The organism is Halomonas sp. H33-56 (assembly GCF_040147035.1).
GTDB classification, from domain to species: domain Bacteria; phylum Pseudomonadota; class Gammaproteobacteria; order Pseudomonadales; family Halomonadaceae; genus Halomonas; species Halomonas litopenaei.
Genome location: NZ_JAMSHP010000001.1, coordinates 4,270,933 through 4,286,219 on the forward strand (window position 1 = coordinate 4,270,933; position 15,287 = coordinate 4,286,219).

At 60.2% G+C, this 15,287-nt stretch carries 27 protein-coding genes; all 27 read right to left on the bottom strand.

Features of this window, described 5'->3' with window-relative positions; translation table 11 throughout:
• Positions 1-39: 39 nt before the first annotated feature.
• Complete coding sequence (gene rpsM / locus NFH98_RS18245) at positions 40-396, bottom strand: 30S ribosomal protein S13 (protein WP_045990841.1); 357 nt, start codon at positions 394-396, stop codon at positions 40-42.
• A gap of 122 nt (positions 397-518) precedes the next feature.
• Positions 519-632 (bottom strand): 50S ribosomal protein L36, encoded by a 114-nt coding sequence (gene rpmJ / locus NFH98_RS18250; RefSeq protein ID WP_031384759.1) that lies wholly within the window; start codon positions 630-632, stop codon positions 519-521.
• Between the two features lie 49 nt (positions 633-681).
• On the bottom strand, positions 682-2,013 hold the full coding sequence (secY, locus tag NFH98_RS18255; RefSeq protein ID WP_045990842.1) for a preprotein translocase subunit SecY: 1,332 nt from the start codon (positions 2,011-2,013) through the stop codon (positions 682-684).
• Complete coding sequence (gene rplO, locus NFH98_RS18260) at positions 2,014-2,448, bottom strand: 50S ribosomal protein L15 (RefSeq protein WP_045990843.1); 435 nt, start codon at positions 2,446-2,448, stop codon at positions 2,014-2,016.
• Positions 2,449-2,451: 3 nt separating this feature from the next.
• Positions 2,452-2,634 carry a 50S ribosomal protein L30 gene (rpmD, locus tag NFH98_RS18265; RefSeq protein WP_045990844.1) on the bottom strand — a complete coding sequence of 61 codons (183 nt, stop codon included), beginning with the start codon at positions 2,632-2,634 and terminating at the stop codon, positions 2,452-2,454.
• 6 nt (positions 2,635-2,640) lie between these two features.
• Positions 2,641-3,141, bottom strand: coding sequence for a 30S ribosomal protein S5 (gene rpsE, locus NFH98_RS18270; RefSeq protein ID WP_045990845.1), 501 nt, complete (start codon positions 3,139-3,141; stop codon positions 2,641-2,643).
• A gap of 11 nt (positions 3,142-3,152) precedes the next feature.
• Positions 3,153-3,503, bottom strand: a complete 351-nt coding sequence (rplR, locus tag NFH98_RS18275) for a 50S ribosomal protein L18 (protein ID WP_045990846.1) — start codon at positions 3,501-3,503, stop codon at positions 3,153-3,155.
• Between the two features lie 9 nt (positions 3,504-3,512).
• Positions 3,513-4,043: a 50S ribosomal protein L6 gene (gene rplF / locus NFH98_RS18280; protein WP_045990847.1), complete on the bottom strand. Its 531-nt coding sequence runs from the start codon at positions 4,041-4,043 to the stop codon at positions 3,513-3,515.
• Between the two features lie 9 nt (positions 4,044-4,052).
• Positions 4,053-4,445, bottom strand: a complete 393-nt coding sequence (rpsH, locus tag NFH98_RS18285) for a 30S ribosomal protein S8 (RefSeq protein ID WP_045990848.1) — start codon at positions 4,443-4,445, stop codon at positions 4,053-4,055.
• Positions 4,446-4,477: 32 nt separating this feature from the next.
• On the bottom strand, positions 4,478-4,783 hold the full coding sequence (gene rpsN / locus NFH98_RS18290; RefSeq protein WP_045990849.1) for a 30S ribosomal protein S14: 306 nt from the start codon (positions 4,781-4,783) through the stop codon (positions 4,478-4,480).
• Between the two features lie 10 nt (positions 4,784-4,793).
• On the bottom strand, positions 4,794-5,333 hold the full coding sequence (gene rplE, locus NFH98_RS18295; RefSeq protein WP_045990850.1) for a 50S ribosomal protein L5: 540 nt from the start codon (positions 5,331-5,333) through the stop codon (positions 4,794-4,796).
• Between the two features lie 18 nt (positions 5,334-5,351).
• Positions 5,352-5,669, bottom strand: coding sequence for a 50S ribosomal protein L24 (rplX, locus tag NFH98_RS18300; protein ID WP_045990851.1), 318 nt, complete (start codon positions 5,667-5,669; stop codon positions 5,352-5,354).
• A 14-nt stretch (positions 5,670-5,683) separates the two neighbouring features.
• On the bottom strand, positions 5,684-6,055 hold the full coding sequence (gene rplN / locus NFH98_RS18305) for a 50S ribosomal protein L14 (protein ID WP_009723896.1): 372 nt from the start codon (positions 6,053-6,055) through the stop codon (positions 5,684-5,686).
• 48 nt (positions 6,056-6,103) lie between these two features.
• Positions 6,104-6,364: a 30S ribosomal protein S17 gene (rpsQ, locus tag NFH98_RS18310; RefSeq protein WP_045990852.1), complete on the bottom strand. Its 261-nt coding sequence runs from the start codon at positions 6,362-6,364 to the stop codon at positions 6,104-6,106.
• A gap of 1 nt (position 6,365) precedes the next feature.
• On the bottom strand, positions 6,366-6,557 hold the full coding sequence (rpmC, locus tag NFH98_RS18315) for a 50S ribosomal protein L29 (protein WP_045990853.1): 192 nt from the start codon (positions 6,555-6,557) through the stop codon (positions 6,366-6,368).
• The gene (gene rplP / locus NFH98_RS18320) at positions 6,557-6,970 is read right to left on the bottom strand and encodes a 50S ribosomal protein L16 (protein WP_045990854.1); all 414 of its coding nucleotides are present in this window, start codon (positions 6,968-6,970) and stop codon (positions 6,557-6,559) included. The genes rpmC and rplP overlap by 1 nt, the downstream gene beginning before the upstream one ends.
• A 15-nt stretch (positions 6,971-6,985) precedes the next feature.
• Complete coding sequence (gene rpsC, locus NFH98_RS18325) at positions 6,986-7,684, bottom strand: 30S ribosomal protein S3 (protein WP_045990855.1); 699 nt, start codon at positions 7,682-7,684, stop codon at positions 6,986-6,988.
• Positions 7,685-7,695: 11 nt separating this feature from the next.
• Entirely contained in the window at positions 7,696-8,028 is a 333-nt protein-coding gene (gene rplV, locus NFH98_RS18330) for a 50S ribosomal protein L22 (protein WP_045990856.1), read from the bottom strand.
• A gap of 18 nt (positions 8,029-8,046) precedes the next feature.
• On the bottom strand, positions 8,047-8,322 hold the full coding sequence (rpsS, locus tag NFH98_RS18335) for a 30S ribosomal protein S19 (RefSeq protein WP_045990857.1): 276 nt from the start codon (positions 8,320-8,322) through the stop codon (positions 8,047-8,049).
• 33 nt (positions 8,323-8,355) lie between these two features.
• Positions 8,356-9,186: a 50S ribosomal protein L2 gene (rplB, locus tag NFH98_RS18340; protein ID WP_108133879.1), complete on the bottom strand. Its 831-nt coding sequence runs from the start codon at positions 9,184-9,186 to the stop codon at positions 8,356-8,358.
• Between the two features lie 17 nt (positions 9,187-9,203).
• The gene (rplW, locus tag NFH98_RS18345) at positions 9,204-9,500 is read right to left on the bottom strand and encodes a 50S ribosomal protein L23 (RefSeq protein WP_045990859.1); all 297 of its coding nucleotides are present in this window, start codon (positions 9,498-9,500) and stop codon (positions 9,204-9,206) included.
• Positions 9,497-10,105 carry a 50S ribosomal protein L4 gene (gene rplD / locus NFH98_RS18350; RefSeq protein WP_045990860.1) on the bottom strand — a complete coding sequence of 203 codons (609 nt, stop codon included), beginning with the start codon at positions 10,103-10,105 and terminating at the stop codon, positions 9,497-9,499. The genes rplW and rplD overlap by 4 nt, the downstream gene beginning before the upstream one ends.
• A gap of 14 nt (positions 10,106-10,119) precedes the next feature.
• Complete coding sequence (rplC, locus tag NFH98_RS18355) at positions 10,120-10,758, bottom strand: 50S ribosomal protein L3 (protein ID WP_045990861.1); 639 nt, start codon at positions 10,756-10,758, stop codon at positions 10,120-10,122.
• 152 nt (positions 10,759-10,910) lie between these two features.
• Positions 10,911-11,222, bottom strand: coding sequence for a 30S ribosomal protein S10 (gene rpsJ, locus NFH98_RS18360; protein ID WP_045990862.1), 312 nt, complete (start codon positions 11,220-11,222; stop codon positions 10,911-10,913).
• 160 nt (positions 11,223-11,382) lie between these two features.
• Positions 11,383-12,576 (bottom strand): elongation factor Tu, encoded by a 1,194-nt coding sequence (tuf, locus tag NFH98_RS18365; protein WP_045990863.1) that lies wholly within the window; start codon positions 12,574-12,576, stop codon positions 11,383-11,385.
• A gap of 28 nt (positions 12,577-12,604) precedes the next feature.
• Positions 12,605-14,725, bottom strand: a complete 2,121-nt coding sequence (gene fusA, locus NFH98_RS18370; RefSeq protein ID WP_045990864.1) for an elongation factor G — start codon at positions 14,723-14,725, stop codon at positions 12,605-12,607.
• Between the two features lie 30 nt (positions 14,726-14,755).
• Complete coding sequence (gene rpsG / locus NFH98_RS18375) at positions 14,756-15,226, bottom strand: 30S ribosomal protein S7 (RefSeq protein WP_023007554.1); 471 nt, start codon at positions 15,224-15,226, stop codon at positions 14,756-14,758.
• Positions 15,227-15,287: the final 61 nt, after the last annotated feature.

The window sequence follows — 15,287 nt, forward strand, 5'->3', positions numbered from 1 at the left end:
GTTGATGTCAATTCCTGTCTTTACGCCAGAACGTGCGTGTTATTTGCGGATCGGCTTACGCGGTCCCTTACGGGTACGCGCGTTGGTCTTGGTGCGCTGACCGCGCATCGGAAGACCACGACGATGACGCAGACCACGGTAGCAACCCAAGTCCATGAGACGCTTGATGTTCAGCGTCACATCACGACGAAGGTCGCCTTCAACGGTATACTTGCCGACTTCACTACGCAGGCTGTCGATCTCTTCAGATGACAGATCCTGGATCTTGGTGGTCGGCGCGATGCCGGTCGCTTCACAGATTTCCTGTGCGCGAGTACGGCCAATCCCGAAGATGTAGGTCAGCGAGATCGCCGCATGCTTGTTGTCCGGGATATTGACGCCTGCAATACGGGCCATCAGCTTACTCCGAAGTTTGAGCGGCTTGCTCGGTTAATCAACTACAAAAGGCGCAATAGCATACCCCCTTCCCGTCATTAGGGCAAGGGGTATGCCAGCACCCGGTTCAATTCAGGCCAGGATCAACCCTGGCGCTGCTTGTGCCGCGGCTCGGTGCAGATGACGCGAACAGCGCCATTGCGACGAATGATCTTGCAATTGCGGCACATTTTCTTCACGGAAGCTCGAACTTTCATCGTTCTCTCCAAAATCGGCTTGCGGCGTGCCAAATCGGCCTGCGGCGCCTTAGCGCATGATGCCGCCGCTACCGTAGCCTTTCAGGTTGGACTTCTTCATCACCGACTCATACTGGTGCGACATGAGGTGCGACTGCACCTGGGCCATGAAGTCCATGATGACCACGACCACGATCAGCAGCGAGGTACCGCCAAAGAAGAACGGCACGTTCCACGCTACGATCAGGAACTGGGGCATCAGGGAAACCGCAGTGATGTAGAGAGCGCCGAACAGGGTCAGACGAGTCATGACCTTGTCGACATAACGAGCGGTCTGCTCGCCAGGACGAATCCCCGGCAGGAAGGCACCCGACTTCTTGAGGTTGTCGGCCACATCCTTGGGGTTGAAGACCAGCGCTGTGTAAAAGAAGCAGAAGAATACCACCGCCGCCGCGAAAAGCAAGATATAAAGGGGCTGACCTGGGGCCAACGCCTGGGACGCGCGCTGCAACCATTCCATGCCGTCGCCCGCACCTACCCACTGACCGAGGGAGGCGGGGAACAACAGGATGCTCGAGGCAAAGATGGCCGGAATGACACCCGCCATGTTGACCTTGAGCGGCAGGTAGCTGCTCTGCCCTGCATACATCTTGTTGCCTACCTGGCGGCGCGGGTAGTTCACCGTGATCCGGCGCTGGCCGCGTTCGATGAACACGACGAACGCCACGGTGGCGATACCCAGAAGGCTAAGCGCCAACAGCGGCAACACATTCCACGCGCCCTCGTTGCGGGCAAGCTCGAAGGCTTGAGCCACAGCTCCGGGCAGGCCGGCGACGATACCCGCGAAGATCAGCAGCGAAATGCCGTTGCCGATGCCCTTCTCGGTGATCTGCTCACCCAGCCACATCAAGAACACCGCGCCACTCACGAAGGTGATGATCGCGGTGAAATAGAAGCTGAGATCGGCCGTATAGGCAATGCCTTGGCTGGCCAGACCCACGGACATGCCGGTGGCCTGAACCAGGGCCAGCACCACCGTGCCGTAGCGCGTGTACTGGCTGATCTTGCGGCGGCCGCTCTCGCCCTCCTTCTTCAACTGCTCGAGGTGGGGCGAGACGGCGGTCAGGAGCTGCATGATGATCGACGCCGAGATGTACGGCATGATGCCGAGGGCGAGGATACTCATGCGCTCCAGGGCACCGCCCGAGAACATGTTGAACATGCCCAGGATGGTGCCCTGCTGCTCCCTGAACAAGGCAGCAAGCTGGTCAGGATTGATACCGGGAACGGGTATGTGGGCACCGATACGGTAGACCACGATGGCGAGGAGCACGAAGCGCAGACGCGCCCACAGTTCACTCAGACCGCTGCCCATCGCCGGCATGTTTCCTGACTTGGCCATTTAGTCCTCTACCTTGCCACCGGCGGCTTCGATCGCTGCGCGGGCACCCTTGGTGACCCGCAGACCGCGAACGGTGACCGCCTTGTTCAGATCGCCGGAAAGGATCACCTTCGCATGCTGCGTGGAGTCCTTCAGCACATTGGCTTCCTTGAGGCTTTCCAGGGTGACTTCGTCACCCGCGACCTTGGCCAGCTCGGCCAGGCGGACTTCCTCGGAAACCAAAGACTTGGCGGAGGTGAAACCAAACTTCGGCAGACGACGCTGCAGGGGCATCTGACCGCCCTCGAAGCCGGGCTTCACGCTGCCACCGCTGCGCGACTTCTGGCCCTTGTGGCCACGGCCGCCGGTCTTGCCCAGACCGGAACCGATGCCACGACCGACGCGCTTTTCAGCGTGCTTGGAGCCCGGTGCCGGGCTCAGGCTGTTAAGTTTCATGGATTACTCTCCCTCAACACGCACAAGGTAGTTGACCTTGTGGATCATGCCGCGAACGGCAGGGGTGTCTTCCAGTTCAACCGTGTGACCGATGCGGCGCAGGCCGAGGCCCTTCATGGTGGCCTTGTGCTTGGCCAACGTGCCGATGGTGCTGCGGGTCTGGGTAACCTTGATCGTAGCTGCCATGGTGTATTACCCCGTGATCGCTTCGACTGAGAGACCGCGCTTGGCGGCCACGTCTTCCGGCGACTGCATGGAAGCCAGGCCATTCACGGTCGCACGGACCACGTTCACCGGATTGGTGGAGCCATAGCACTTGGCCAGGACGTTGTGCACGCCGGCCAATTCCAGCACGGAGCGCATGGCGCCGCCGGCGATGATACCAGTACCGTCAGAGGCCGGCTGCATGTACACCTTGGAGGCGCCATGACGAGCCTTGACCGGATACTGGAGGGTACCGCCGACCAGGTTCACCTTGATCATGTTGCGGCGCGCCTGGTCCATCGCCTTCTGAATCGCGACCGGCACTTCACGTGCCTTGCCACGACCGAAGCCAACGCGACCGTTACCGTCGCCCACGACAGTCAGAGCGGTGAAGCCGAAAATACGGCCACCCTTGACCACCTTGGCGACACGGTTGACCTGCACGAGCTTTTCCTGCAGATCGCCGTTTTGCTGTTCGTTCTTCGCCATCGTAAAACCCTTTAGAATTCCAGGCCGCCTTCACGTGCGGCGTCGGCCAGGGCCTTCACACGACCGTGGTACTTGAAGCCAGCGCGGTCGAAGGCCACCTGGGTGATGCCCGCTTCCTTGGCGCGTTCAGCGATCAGCGCACCAACTTTGGCTGCGGCGTCTGCATTGCCGGTCGAACCCTCGCGCAGGCTCTTGTCCAGCGTGGAAGCGCTGGCCAGGACCTTGCCACCATCCGGCGAGATAATCTGCGCGTAGATGTGACGGGGGGTACGATTGACGCACAGGCGAGACACGCCCAGCTCGCGGATCTTCGCGCGAGCGCGGCGGGCACGACGGAGACGAGATTCTTTCTTCGCGTTCATAACCCTGCCTTACTTCTTCTTGGCTTCTTTACGGCGGACCTGCTCATCCGCGTAACGCACACCCTTGCCCTTGTAGGGTTCAGGCGGACGGAAAGCGCGGATTTCCGCTGCGACCTGGCCGAGCTTCTGCTTGTCCGCGCTCTTCAGCACGATGACGGTGTTCTTCGGCGTTTCCGCCGTGACACCTTCAGGCAGTTGATAGTCGACCGGGTGAGAGAAGCCCAGTGTCAGGTTGAGCGTCTGGCCTTTCGCTTGAGCGCGATAACCGACGCCGATGATTTCGAGAGACTTGGTAAAGCCCTCGGACACGCCGGTGACCAGGTTCTGAACCAGGGCACGGGTGGTGCCGACCATGGCCCAGCTCTTAGCAGATTTGCTCGGCTGGAAGGTCAGCTGGCCATCTTCCTGCGCGACCACGACATCGTCGTGAACGGGCATGGAGAGGGTGCCCTGACCGCCTTTGGCGGTCAGCGTGGCGCCGTCGATCTTGACCTCGACGCCAGCGGGCACTTTAACCGGATATTTGGCTACGCGGGACATTCCAAACTCCTAGAATACGGTGCAGAGGACTTCGCCGCCGACACCAGCCTGACGCGCGGCACGATCGGTCATCACACCCTTGGAGGTGGTGACGATCGCGACACCCAGGCCATCGGCGACCTTCGGCAGCGCATCCTTGCCCTTGTAACTACGCAGGGACGGCTTGGAAACCCGCTGCAGATGCTCGATGACCGGCTTGCCTTCGAAGTACTTGAGGCTGACGGTCAGCTCGGGCTTGGCTGATTCGCTCACGGCGAAGTCAGTGATGTAACCCTCTTCTTTCAGCACGCGGGCCACTTCAACCTTGATCTTGGAGGACGGCATGGTGACCGTCTCCTTGGTGGCCTGCTGCGCATTGCGGATACGGGTAAACATATCCGCCAGAGTGTCTTGCATGCTCATTTAACTTGCGCTCCTGATGATTCTACGTGGCGTTACCAGCTGGACTTCTTCAGCCCGGGCACGTCGCCACGCATGGCGGCTTCACGCAGCTTGTTACGACCGAGGCCGAACTTGTTGTAGTAGCCGTGCGGACGGCCAGTCACGCGGCAGCGGTTACGCTGACGCACGGGGCTGGAGTCACGCGGCAGCGACTGCAACTTCAGCTGCGCATCGAAGCGCTCCTCATCGGAGCTGTTCACGTCCTGGATGATCGCCTTGAGCTCGGCACGCTTGGCAGCATACTTCTCAACCAGTTGCGTGCGCTTCAGCTCACGCTCAATCATGCTCTTCTTTGCCATGATCCCACCCCTATTTCTTGAACGGGAAGTTCAGTGCACTCAAGAGCGCACGACCTTCGTCATCGGTGTTGGCAGTGGTGGTGATGGTGACATCCAGACCACGAATCCGGTCGATCTTATCATACTCGATCTCCGGGAAGATGATCTGCTCACGCACCCCCATGCTGTAGTTGCCACGACCGTCGAAGGACTTCGGGTTGAGACCACGGAAGTCACGAACGCGGGGGATCGCGATATTCACCAGGCGATCGAGGAAGTCCCACATACGCTCACTGCGCAGTGTGACCTTCACGCCGATCGGCCAGCCTTCACGCACCTTGAAGCCCGCGATGGACTTACGTGCCTTGGTCACCATCGGCTTCTGACCGGAGAGCTTCTCCAGGTCGCCGACGGCAGCGTCGATCAGCTTTTTATCGCTGGTCGCTTCGCCGATACCCATGTTCAGAGTCACCTTGGTGATCCGGGGTACCTGCATAACGTTGGCGTAGCTGAACTGCTCTTTCAGTTGAGCCACCACCTCGTTTTGATAACGTTCTTTCAAGTTCGCCATTTTGCTACCCGACTCGCGTTAGGCGTCGATCTGCGCTTGCGTCGACTTGTAGATACGTACCTTGGTACCGTCTTCCTTGATCTGGAAGCCGACGCGATCCGCCTTACCGGTCTCCTGATTGAAGATGGCTACGTTGGACGCGTGAATCGGAGCCTCGCGCTCGACGATACCGCCCTGATTGCCGGCCATGGGGTTTGGCTTGGTGTGACGCTTGATCATGTTCACACCCGCTACCACGAACCGCTCGTCCTTGAGGACGCGCTTCACGGTACCGCGCTTACCCTTGTCCTTGCCGGCGATGACGATCACTTCATCATCACGTTTGATCTTTTGCATGTCGCCTCGCTCCCTTACAGCACTTCAGGCGCTAAGGAAATGATCTTCATGAACTTCTCGTTGCGAAGTTCACGCGTCACCGGCCCGAAGATACGGGTACCGATCGGCTGCTCGTTGGTGTTGTTCAACAAGACGGCCGCATTTCCATCGAAGCGAATCAGCGAACCGTCGCTGCGACGGACGCCACTGCGGGTCCGGACAACTACCGCTTTCAGCACCTGGCCTTTCTTGACCTTGCCGCGCGGAATAGCTTCCTTCACCGTGACCTTGATGACGTCACCAACGCGAGCGTAGCGGCGGTGTGAACCACCCAGCACCTTGATGCACTGCACCCGGCGCGCTCCGCTGTTGTCGGCGACATCCAGCATTGTCTGAGTCTGAATCATCGGTTTTCTCCAAACCTAAACTGACTGCACGAGGTTAAGGCCGTGGCCTTAACCCTTGGCCTGTTCGACAACCTCGACCAGGGTCCAGGCCTTCTTCTTGGACAGCGGACGGCATTCCTGGATGGATACCGTGTCACCGGCCTTGGCCTGGTTGGTCTCGTCGTGGGCGTGCAGCTTGGTGGAGCGCTTAACGTATTTGCCGTAGATCGGGTGGCGCTCACGACGCTCGATCATTACAACGATGGACTTGTCCATCTTGTCGCTCACCACCTTGCCGGTGAGCGTACGGGCTTTTTTCTCTTCGGCCATCTCAGACACCTGCCTTCTCGTTGAGCACAGTCTTCACGCGGGCGATATCCCGACGAACCTGCTTGAGCAGATGAGTCTGGCTCAGCTGGCCGGTGGCCTTCTGCATGCGCAGGTTGAACTGCTCGCGGAGGAGTTCGAGGAGCTGCTCGTTGAGCTGCTCGGCGGACTTTTCACGAATTTCCTGGGCTTTCATCACATCACCGTCCGTTTCACAAAGGTGGTGGAGACCGGGAATTTCTGGGCGGCCAGTGCGAAAGCTTCGCGGGCCAGTTCCTCGGAAACGCCTTCGATCTCGTAAAGGACACGACCGGGCTGGATCTGTGCGACCCAGTACTCGACGGAGCCCTTACCTTTACCCATCCGGACTTCCAGGGGCTTCTTGGAAATCGGCTTGTCCGGGAAGACACGGATCCAGATCTTGCCGCCACGCTTGACGTGACGGGTGATGGCACGACGGCCAGCTTCGATCTGACGGGCGGTGACACGACCGCGGCCGGTGGCCTTGAGGCCGAACTCGCCGAAGCTCACTTTGCTTCCGCGATGCGCCAGGCCACGGTTGCGGCCCTTCTGCACCTTACGGAATTTTGTACGCTTGGGTTGTAACATCGAATCGCTCTCCCCTTACCTGGAACCTTTCTTCTTGGAGGGCGCTGCCTGGCTCTGCTTCGCCTTGGCGCGGACCTCCTCGATGCCCCCGAGGATTTCACCCTTGAAGACCCAGACCTTGACACCGATGATGCCGTAGGTGGTCTTGGCTTCGTAGGTGGCGTAATCGATGTCCGCACGCAGGGTATGCAGCGGAACACGACCTTCGCGGTACCACTCGGTGCGGGCAATTTCCGCGCCGCCGAGGCGACCGGAGAGCTGCACCTTGATGCCGCCAGCGCCCAGACGCATGGCGTTCTGGACAGCGCGCTTCATGGCGCGACGGAACATCACACGGCGCTCGAGCTGGCCGGCAATGTTCTGTGCGACGAGCTGAGCATCCAGCTCGGGCTTGCGAACTTCCTCGATGTTGACGTGAACAGGCACGCCCATCATCTCGGTAACGTCGCGACGCAGGCGATCGACATCTTCGCCCTTCTTGCCAATCACGATACCCGGACGGGCAGTGTGAATGGTGATGCGCGCGTTGTTCGCGGGACGCTCGATGGTGATCTTGCTAACGGAGGCGTTTTTCAGACGCTCTTCCAGGAAGCTACGCACCGCGAGGTCGTTGTTGAGCTTATCGGCATAGGCGCCGCGCTCGGCGTACCAGACAGAGGTATGGTCTTTGACGATACCCAGTCGGATGCCTGTCGGATTGACTTTCTGACCCATCTGGTCGACTCCTACTTCTCGGCTACCTTGACGGTGATGTGGCAAGTGCGCTTCAAAATGCGATCCGCACGGCCTTTGGCGCGCGGACGGATGCGCTTGAGCGTCGTACCCTCATCGACACAGATGGTCGAGACGCGCAGCTCGTCGATGTCCATGCCGTTGTTTTCTTCCGCATTCGCGATGGCGGACTGCAGCACCTTCTTGACCAGCTTGGCCGCCTTCTTCGGTGAGAAGGTCAGCAGGTCGATTGCTTCGGCGACAGGCTTACCGCGCACCTGATCAGCCACCAAACGGGCCTTCTGGGCGGATAAACTGGCGCCACGCAGCTTTGCTGTGACTTCCATCTCTTAATCCTCTCTGGCTTACCGTTTGGCTTTCTTATCCGCCGCATGGCCGCGATAGGTGCGGGTAGCAGCGAATTCGCCCAGCTTGTGGCCAACCATTTCCTCGGAGACGTGCACCGGGACGTGTTGGCGACCGTTATGGACTGCAATGGTGAGCCCGACCATGTTGGGCAGGACCATTGAACGACGCGACCAGGTCTTGATCGGTTTGCGATCGTTCTTTTCCGCTGCAGTCTCAACCTTTTTCAGCAGATGAAGGTCTACAAAAGGACCTTTCTTCAGTGAACGTGGCACAGCCGTTACCTCTTAATGTCTTGGCGTGGGATCTTAACCGCGAGCCTTGCGGCGGCGGACGATCAGCTTGTCGGTGCGCTTGTTCTTGCGGGTCTTGTGGCCCTTGGTGGGCATACCCCACGGGGACACCGGATGACGACCACCGCTGGTGCGGCCTTCACCACCACCGTGCGGGTGATCCACCGGGTTCATCGCGACACCGCGAACAGTCGGGCGCACACCTCTCCAGCGCTTTGCACCGGCCTTGCCAAGTTGACGCAGGCTGTGCTCGGAATTGCTCACCTCACCCAGGGTCGCGCGGCACTCGGCCAGCACCTTGCGCATCTCGCCGGAGCGCAGACGCAAGGTGGCGTAGTTGCCTTCACGAGCCACCAGCTGGGCGCTGGTACCGGCGCTGCGTGCGATCTGAGCACCCTTGCCAGGCTTCAGTTCGATGCAGTGCACCGTGGAACCCAGCGGGATGTTGCGCAGCGGCAGTGCGTTGCCCTTCTTGATCGGCGCATTGACGCCGGACTCGAGGCGATCACCGGCACTCACGCCCTTGGGGGCGATGATGTAGCGACGCTCACCGTCGATGTACTTCAGCAGCGCGATGTGGGCGCTACGGTTCGGGTCATGCTCCAGGCGCTCGACGATGGCCGGAACGCCATCCTTGGTGCGCTTGAAGTCGATGATCCGATAGTGGTTGCGATGACCACCGCCGACGTGGCGAGTGGTGATGCGACCCTGGTTGTTACGACCACCGGACTTGGACTGCTTCTCGAGCAACGGCGCGTAAGCGCGGCCCTTGTACAGTTCCTCACCAACAATCTTGACGACGTGGCGACGACCGGCGGATGTGGGTTTTGTCTTGACGATTGCCATGATCCGTACTCCTGCCTTTACTCGGCGCCAGAGAAGTCTTCAAGCGTCTCGCCGGCGGCCAGTGTCACGTACGCCTTGCGATAACCCTTGCGCATACCAACACCATGCGCGGTGCGCTTGGTCTTGCCCTTCACGTTCAGAACAGAAACGCGATCGACCTTCTTGCCGAACAGCTCCTGGACGGCAGCCTTGATCTCGGGCTTGGTTGCGTCACTCGCCACCTTGAACACGTACTGGTTACGCTCGGCGGCCATGGCGGCCTTCTCGGTCACGTGCGGACCAAGCAGAACCTTGAATACACGCTCCTGGTTCATGCCAGCTTCTCCTCGAATTTGCGCAGTGCGGAGACGGTAGCCAGGACCTTGTCGAAGGCGACCAGGCTGACCGGGTCGGCGGCGGCGACGTCCACCACATCCACGTTGGGGATGTTGCGGGCTGCCAGGTACAGGTTCTCGTCGACTTCTTCGGTGACGATCAGCACCTTCTCCAGGCCCAGGTCGGAAAGCTTGGCGACCAGCTGCTTGGTTTTGGGTGACTCGACAGAGAAGGCATCAACGGCAACAAGACGCTCCTGACGGACCAGCTCGGACAGAATCGAGCGCATGGCCGCACGGTACATCTTGCGGTTGACCTTCTGGGAGTGGTCCTGCGGACGGGCCGCGAAGGTCACACCACCGCTGCGCCAGATCGGCGAGCGAATGGTACCGGCGCGAGCGCGACCGGTGCCCTTCTGGCGCCACGGCTTCTTGCCGCCGCCACGGACGTCGGAGCGGTTCTTCTGGGCGCGGGTGCCCTGACGACCACCAGCCAGATAGGCGGTGACGACCTGGTGCACGAGCGCTTCGTTGAATTCTTTGCCAAAGGTAGCGTCGGACAGCTCAACGGTCCCGGCGCTTGCACCTGCAAGATTCAGATTCATTGGAAAGTTCCCCTTCAGCCAGCTTTGACGGCGCTGCGCACGATGACATCACTGCCGGTAGCACCAGGAACGGCGCCTTTGATCAGCAGCAGGTTGCGCTCGGCATCGACACGGACGATTTCCAGGCTCTGAACGGTGCAACGTGCGTTGCCCATCTGGCCGGCCATCTTCTTGCCCTTGAACACGCGGCCCGGGGTCTGGCACATGCCGATGGAACCCGGAGCACGGTGGGACAGAGAGTTACCGTGGCTGTTGTCCTGGGTACGGAAGTTCCAGCGCTTCACTGCACCCTGGAAGCCCTTACCCTTGGAGGTGCCGGTCACGTCAACGCTTTGACCAGCTTCGAAGAGGGATACGGTGAGTTCGCCGCCCACTTCCGGAGCTTCGTCGCCTTCGCTCAGGCGGAACTCCATCAGGGAACGACCAGCCTCGACACCTGCCTTGGCGTACAGGCCAGCTTGGGCCTTGGACAGATGCTTGGCTTTGCGGGAGCCGGTTGTCACCTGGACCGCGGCGTAGCCGTCGGATTCGACAGACTTCACGCAGGTCACGCGGTTGGGATCAACCTCGATAACGGTTACGGGCACAGACGCGCCGTCTTCGGTGAAGACACGGGTCATGCCGGCCTTCCTACCGACCAAACCGATAGTCATGCTTAGTCTCCTTTAGTGTACGGGGCTATCACCCGCTATGGCTGCCCTTTCCAGAGCATTCCACTAGCACGTTGTGTAACGCCATCCCGGCGTGGCGGCTGCTGAACCTCTACTGGATGAGAGGGACGCTGGGCCGCGAGTGTCTAGTGATATCAGTCGAGCTTGATTTGCACGTCCACGCCAGCGGCGAGGTCGAGCTTCATCAGGGCATCAACGGTCTTCTCGGTCGGCTCGACGATGTCGAGCACACGCTTGTGGGTACGAATCTCGTACTGATCACGGGCGTCCTTGTTCACGTGCGGGGAAACCAGCACGGTGTAACGCTCGCGATTGGTCGGCAGAGGAATCGGACCACGAACCTGGGCGCCGGTACGCTTGGCGGTTTCAACAATCTCCGCGGCGGACTGGTCGATCAGGCGATGGTCGAAAGCCTTCAACCGAATGCGAATCTTCTGGTTCTGCATTTGCCCTAACTCCAATGGAACTTGACGGCGCGAGCCGTCAACCCACGCATTCAAAGGATGCGCATTATATGCGCCGCGCCATCGAGAGTCAAACCCTCAATGACGATGCGCAGAAAAGGGGGCTCCTTGCGGAGCCCCCTTCGGTGATCACCGGTCTGATTTAGACCAGGATCTTGGCCACGACGCCAGCGCCGACGGTACGGCCGCCTTCGCGGATGGCGAAGCGCAGACCTTCGTCCATGGCGATCGGAGCGATCAGGTTGACGACCATCTGGACGTTGTCGCCCGGCATGACCATCTCGACGCCTTCCGGCAGTTCACAGGTACCGGTGATGTCGGTGGTACGGAAGTAGAACTGCGGACGGTAGCCCTTGAAGAACGGAGTGTGACGACCACCCTCGTCCTTGCTCAGCACGTACACTTCCGCCTCGAACTGGGTGTGCGGAGTGATGGTGCCCGGCTTGGCCAGAACCTGACCACGCTCGACTTCGTCACGCTTGGTACCACGCAGCAGGGCACCGACGTTCTCGCCAGCACGACCTTCGTCGAGCAGCTTACGGAACATCTCGACACCGGTAACGGTAGTCTTGGTGGTGTCCTTGATACCAACGATCTCGATCTCTTCGCCCGGCTTGACGATGCCGCGCTCGACACGACCGGTCACAACGGTACCGCGACCAGAGATGGAGAACACGTCTTCGATCGGCATCAGGAACGGCTGGTCGACAGCACGCTCCGGCTCGGGGATGTAAGCATCCAGAGCCTTGATCAGGTTGGCAACGGCGGTAGTACCCATGCCGTTGTCGTCCTTGCCTTCCAGAGCCATCAGGGCAGAGCCGGTGATGATCGGAGTGTCGTCGCCCGGGAAGTCGTACTCGGACAGAAGTTCACGAACTTCCATCTCGACCAGCTCGAGCAGCTCTTCGTCGTCGACCATGTCGGCCTTGTTCAGGAACACGACGATGAACGGAACGCCAACCTGACGAGACAGCAGGATGTGCTCGCGAGTCTGCGGCATGGGGCCGTCAGCAGCGGAACAGACCAGGATAGCGCCGTCCATCTGGGCAGCACCGGTGATCATGTTCTTGACGTAGTCAGCGTGTCCCGGGCAGTCGACGTGAGCGTAGTGACGCTCCTCGGACTGATACTCGACGTGAGAGGTGGCGATGGTGATACCACGCTCACGCTCTTCCGGAGCATTGTCGATGGTGTCGAACTCACGCCAGTCACCGCCGAACACCTCGGCAGAAACGCGAGTCAGGGCCGCCGTCAGGGTAGTCTTGCCGTGGTCGACGTGACCGATGGTGCCGACGTTGACGTGCGGTTTGGAACGTTCGAATTTTTCCTTAGCCACTGCTATGACCTCTTTCGTTAGCTAACGGTTAACCGTTCTGGTTGATGACGGCTTCAACGACGCTGGACGGCGCCTCTTCGTAGTCCGCAAACTCCATGGTGTAGCTTGCGCGGCCCTGGGTCTGAGAGCGCAGGTCGGTTGCGTAACCGAACATCTCAGCCAGCGGCACGGTGGCGCGAATGACCTTGCCGGAGGAAGAGTCATCCATACCCTGGACCAGGCCCCGGCGGCGGTTCAGGTCGCCCATGACGTCACCCATGAATTCTTCAGGGGTCACGACCTCGACCTTCATCACCGGCTCGAGCAGAACTGCCTTGGCCTTGGGAGCGCCTTGCTTGATCGCCATGGAAGAGGCGACCTTGAACGCGGTCTCGTTGGAGTCCACGTCGTGGTAGGAACCGTCGAACAGCGTTACCTTGACGTCGATCATCGGGTAGCCCGCGATGACACCGTTCTGGAGCTGCTCATAGGCCCCTTTCTCGACGGCCGGCACGTATTCCTTCGGAACCACGCCGCCGACGATCTCGGAAGCGAACTTGAAGTGCATCTCTTCGTCGTCGCCCTTGTCTTCGGCCGTCAACGGCTCGATGCGCAGGTGTACGTGACCGTACTGACCGCGACCACCGGACTGACGAACGAACTTGCCTTCCTGCTCGACGCTCTGACGAATCGTCTCACGGTAGGCCACCTGCGGCTTGCCGATGTTCGCCTCGACCTTGAACTCGCGACGCATGCGGTCAACGATGATGTCGAGGTGAAGCTCGCCCATGCCGGAGATGATGGTCTGGCCAGTCTCTTCGTCGGTCTTGACCTGGAAGGACGGATCTTCCTGGGCCAGCTTGCCCAGTGCAATACCCATCTTTTCCTGGTCAGCCTTGGACTTCGGCTCCACGGCCACGGAGATAACCGGATCCGGGAACTCCATGCGCTCGAGAACGATCTTGTCGTTCAGGTCGCACAGGGTATCACCCGTGGTCACGTCCTTCAGGCCGATACAGGCGGCGATGTCGCCGGCCAGAACTTCCTTGATCTCCTCGCGCGAGTTGGAGTGCATCTGGACGATACGACCGACGCGCTCCTTCTTCTGCTTGACGGAGTTGTAGACGCTGTCGCCTGACTTCAGCACGCCGGAGTAGACGCGGATGAAGGTCAGGGTGCCAACGAAGGGGTCGGTCGCGATCTTGAACGCCAGCGCGGCGAAAGGCGCACTGTCATCGGCCTCACGGGTCGCGATGGTGCCGTCCTTGTCGTCGAGCTCACCTTCGATCGCCTTGACCTCGGTGGGAGACGGCATGTACTCGATGACGCCATCGAGAACGGCCTGAACGCCCTTGTTCTTGAACGCAGAGCCACAAGTGACCAGCACGATCTCGTTGTCGAGGGTACGACGACGCAGACCAGCCTTGATCTCGTCGTTGGTCAGCTCGCCCTCTTCGAGGTACTTGTCCATCAGCTCTTCGGACGCCTCGGCGGCGGCCTCGACCATCTGCTCGCGATACTCTTCGGCGGTCTCCTGGAGCTCCGCCGGGATATCAACGAGGTCGTAGTTCATCCCGAAGTTGTCTTCATCCCACAGGATGGCCTTCATCTGGATGAGGTCGATGACGCCCTTGAACTCGTCCTCGGAGCCCCAGTTGATCTGGATCGGCACGACGTTGGCGCCGAGACGATCCTTCAGCTGGTTGACGACCATGAAGAAGTCAGCGCCGCTGCGGTCCATCTTGTTGACGAACACCATGCGCGGAACTTCGTACTTGTTGGCCTGGCGCCAGACGGTCTCGGTCTGCGGCTGCACACCGGAGGAGCCACACAGCACGACGACGGCACCGTCAAGCACACGCAGGGAACGTTCGACTTCGATGGTGAAGTCAACGTGTCCAGGGGTGTCGATGATGTTGATGCGGTGCTCATCGAACTGCTTGTTCATGCCCTGCCAGAAGCAGGTGGTCGCCGCGGAGGTGATGGTGATACCACGCTCCTGCTCCTGCTCCATCCAGTCCATGGTGGCGGCGCCCTCATGGACCTCACCGACCTTGTGGGACAGACCGGTATAGAACAGGACACGCTCGGTAGTAGTCGTCTTACCGGCGTCGACGTGGGCCACGATACCGATATTGCGGTAACGCTTAAGCGGAGTCTTGCGAGCCACGATGTAACTCCCGTTGGTTGGCGATGCGCTTTAGAAGCGGTAGTGAGAGAAGGCCTTGTTGGCTTCTGCCATGCGATGCACGTCTTCACGCTTCTTGACTGCCGAACCCTTGCCTTCGGCTGCATCCAGCATTTCGCCAGCCAGACGCTGCACCATGGTCTTCTCGCCACGACGGCGAGCGGCGTCCACCAGCCAGCGCATGGCAAGCGCCTGGCGGCGGGACGGACGGACTTCGACCGGCACCTGATAGGTCGCACCGCCGACGCGGCGAGACTTCACCTCGACCATGGGCTGGATGGTTTCCAGCGCCTTGTCGAAGATTTCCAGCGGCTCTTCATTGGAACGCTCGGCAACCCTGTCCAGCGCACCATAGACGATACGCTCAGCTACGGACTTCTTGCCGCTGATCATCAGGTGGTTCATGAACTTGGCCAGACGCTCGGATCCGAACTTGGGATCCGGCAGAATCTCGCGCTTGGCCGCAACTCTTCTTCTAGGCATGATAAGCCCTCGGTTGAAGGGTCCTTCAGGTAAACCCGAGACTCGCGCTTGGCGGCTCGAC

What these genes read in the sequence shown, in the direction of transcription:
- rplF (WP_045990847.1), bottom strand. Translation starts at nt 4,043, where the DNA reads ATGTCCCGCGTAGCCAAATATCCGGTTAAAGTGCCCGCTGGCGTCGAG.
- rpsM (WP_045990841.1), bottom strand. Translation starts at nt 396, where the DNA reads ATGGCCCGTATTGCAGGCGTCAATATCCCGGACAACAAGCATGCGGCG.
- rplX (WP_045990851.1), bottom strand. Translation starts at nt 5,669, where the DNA reads ATGCAAAAGATCAAACGTGATGATGAAGTGATCGTCATCGCCGGCAAG.
- rplW (WP_045990859.1), bottom strand. Translation starts at nt 9,500, where the DNA reads ATGAACCAGGAGCGTGTATTCAAGGTTCTGCTTGGTCCGCACGTGACC.
- rpsH (WP_045990848.1), bottom strand. Translation starts at nt 4,445, where the DNA reads ATGAGCATGCAAGACACTCTGGCGGATATGTTTACCCGTATCCGCAAT.
- rpsG (WP_023007554.1), bottom strand. Translation starts at nt 15,226, where the DNA reads ATGCCTAGAAGAAGAGTTGCGGCCAAGCGCGAGATTCTGCCGGATCCC.
- rpmD (WP_045990844.1), bottom strand. Translation starts at nt 2,634, where the DNA reads ATGGCAGCTACGATCAAGGTTACCCAGACCCGCAGCACCATCGGCACG.
- rpsJ (WP_045990862.1), bottom strand. Translation starts at nt 11,222, where the DNA reads ATGCAGAACCAGAAGATTCGCATTCGGTTGAAGGCTTTCGACCATCGC.
- rpmJ (WP_031384759.1), bottom strand. Translation starts at nt 632, where the DNA reads ATGAAAGTTCGAGCTTCCGTGAAGAAAATGTGCCGCAATTGCAAGATC.
- rpsC (WP_045990855.1), bottom strand. Translation starts at nt 7,684, where the DNA reads ATGGGTCAGAAAGTCAATCCGACAGGCATCCGACTGGGTATCGTCAAA.
- rpsN (WP_045990849.1), bottom strand. Translation starts at nt 4,783, where the DNA reads ATGGCAAAGAAGAGCATGATTGAGCGTGAGCTGAAGCGCACGCAACTG.
- rplN (WP_009723896.1), bottom strand. Translation starts at nt 6,055, where the DNA reads ATGATTCAGACTCAGACAATGCTGGATGTCGCCGACAACAGCGGAGCG.
- rpmC (WP_045990853.1), bottom strand. Translation starts at nt 6,557, where the DNA reads ATGAAAGCCCAGGAAATTCGTGAAAAGTCCGCCGAGCAGCTCAACGAG.
- rplE (WP_045990850.1), bottom strand. Translation starts at nt 5,333, where the DNA reads ATGGCGAACTTGAAAGAACGTTATCAAAACGAGGTGGTGGCTCAACTG.
- rplV (WP_045990856.1), bottom strand. Translation starts at nt 8,028, where the DNA reads ATGGAAGTCACAGCAAAGCTGCGTGGCGCCAGTTTATCCGCCCAGAAG.
- rpsQ (WP_045990852.1), bottom strand. Translation starts at nt 6,364, where the DNA reads ATGGCCGAAGAGAAAAAAGCCCGTACGCTCACCGGCAAGGTGGTGAGC.
- rplB (WP_108133879.1), bottom strand. Translation starts at nt 9,186, where the DNA reads ATGGCAATCGTCAAGACAAAACCCACATCCGCCGGTCGTCGCCACGTC.
- rplR (WP_045990846.1), bottom strand. Translation starts at nt 3,503, where the DNA reads ATGAACGCGAAGAAAGAATCTCGTCTCCGTCGTGCCCGCCGCGCTCGC.
- secY (WP_045990842.1), bottom strand. Translation starts at nt 2,013, where the DNA reads ATGGCCAAGTCAGGAAACATGCCGGCGATGGGCAGCGGTCTGAGTGAA.
- rplO (WP_045990843.1), bottom strand. Translation starts at nt 2,448, where the DNA reads ATGAAACTTAACAGCCTGAGCCCGGCACCGGGCTCCAAGCACGCTGAA.
- rplD (WP_045990860.1), bottom strand. Translation starts at nt 10,105, where the DNA reads ATGAATCTGAATCTTGCAGGTGCAAGCGCCGGGACCGTTGAGCTGTCC.
- rplP (WP_045990854.1), bottom strand. Translation starts at nt 6,970, where the DNA reads ATGTTACAACCCAAGCGTACAAAATTCCGTAAGGTGCAGAAGGGCCGC.
- rpsE (WP_045990845.1), bottom strand. Translation starts at nt 3,141, where the DNA reads ATGGCGAAGAACGAACAGCAAAACGGCGATCTGCAGGAAAAGCTCGTG.
- rplC (WP_045990861.1), bottom strand. Translation starts at nt 10,758, where the DNA reads ATGACTATCGGTTTGGTCGGTAGGAAGGCCGGCATGACCCGTGTCTTC.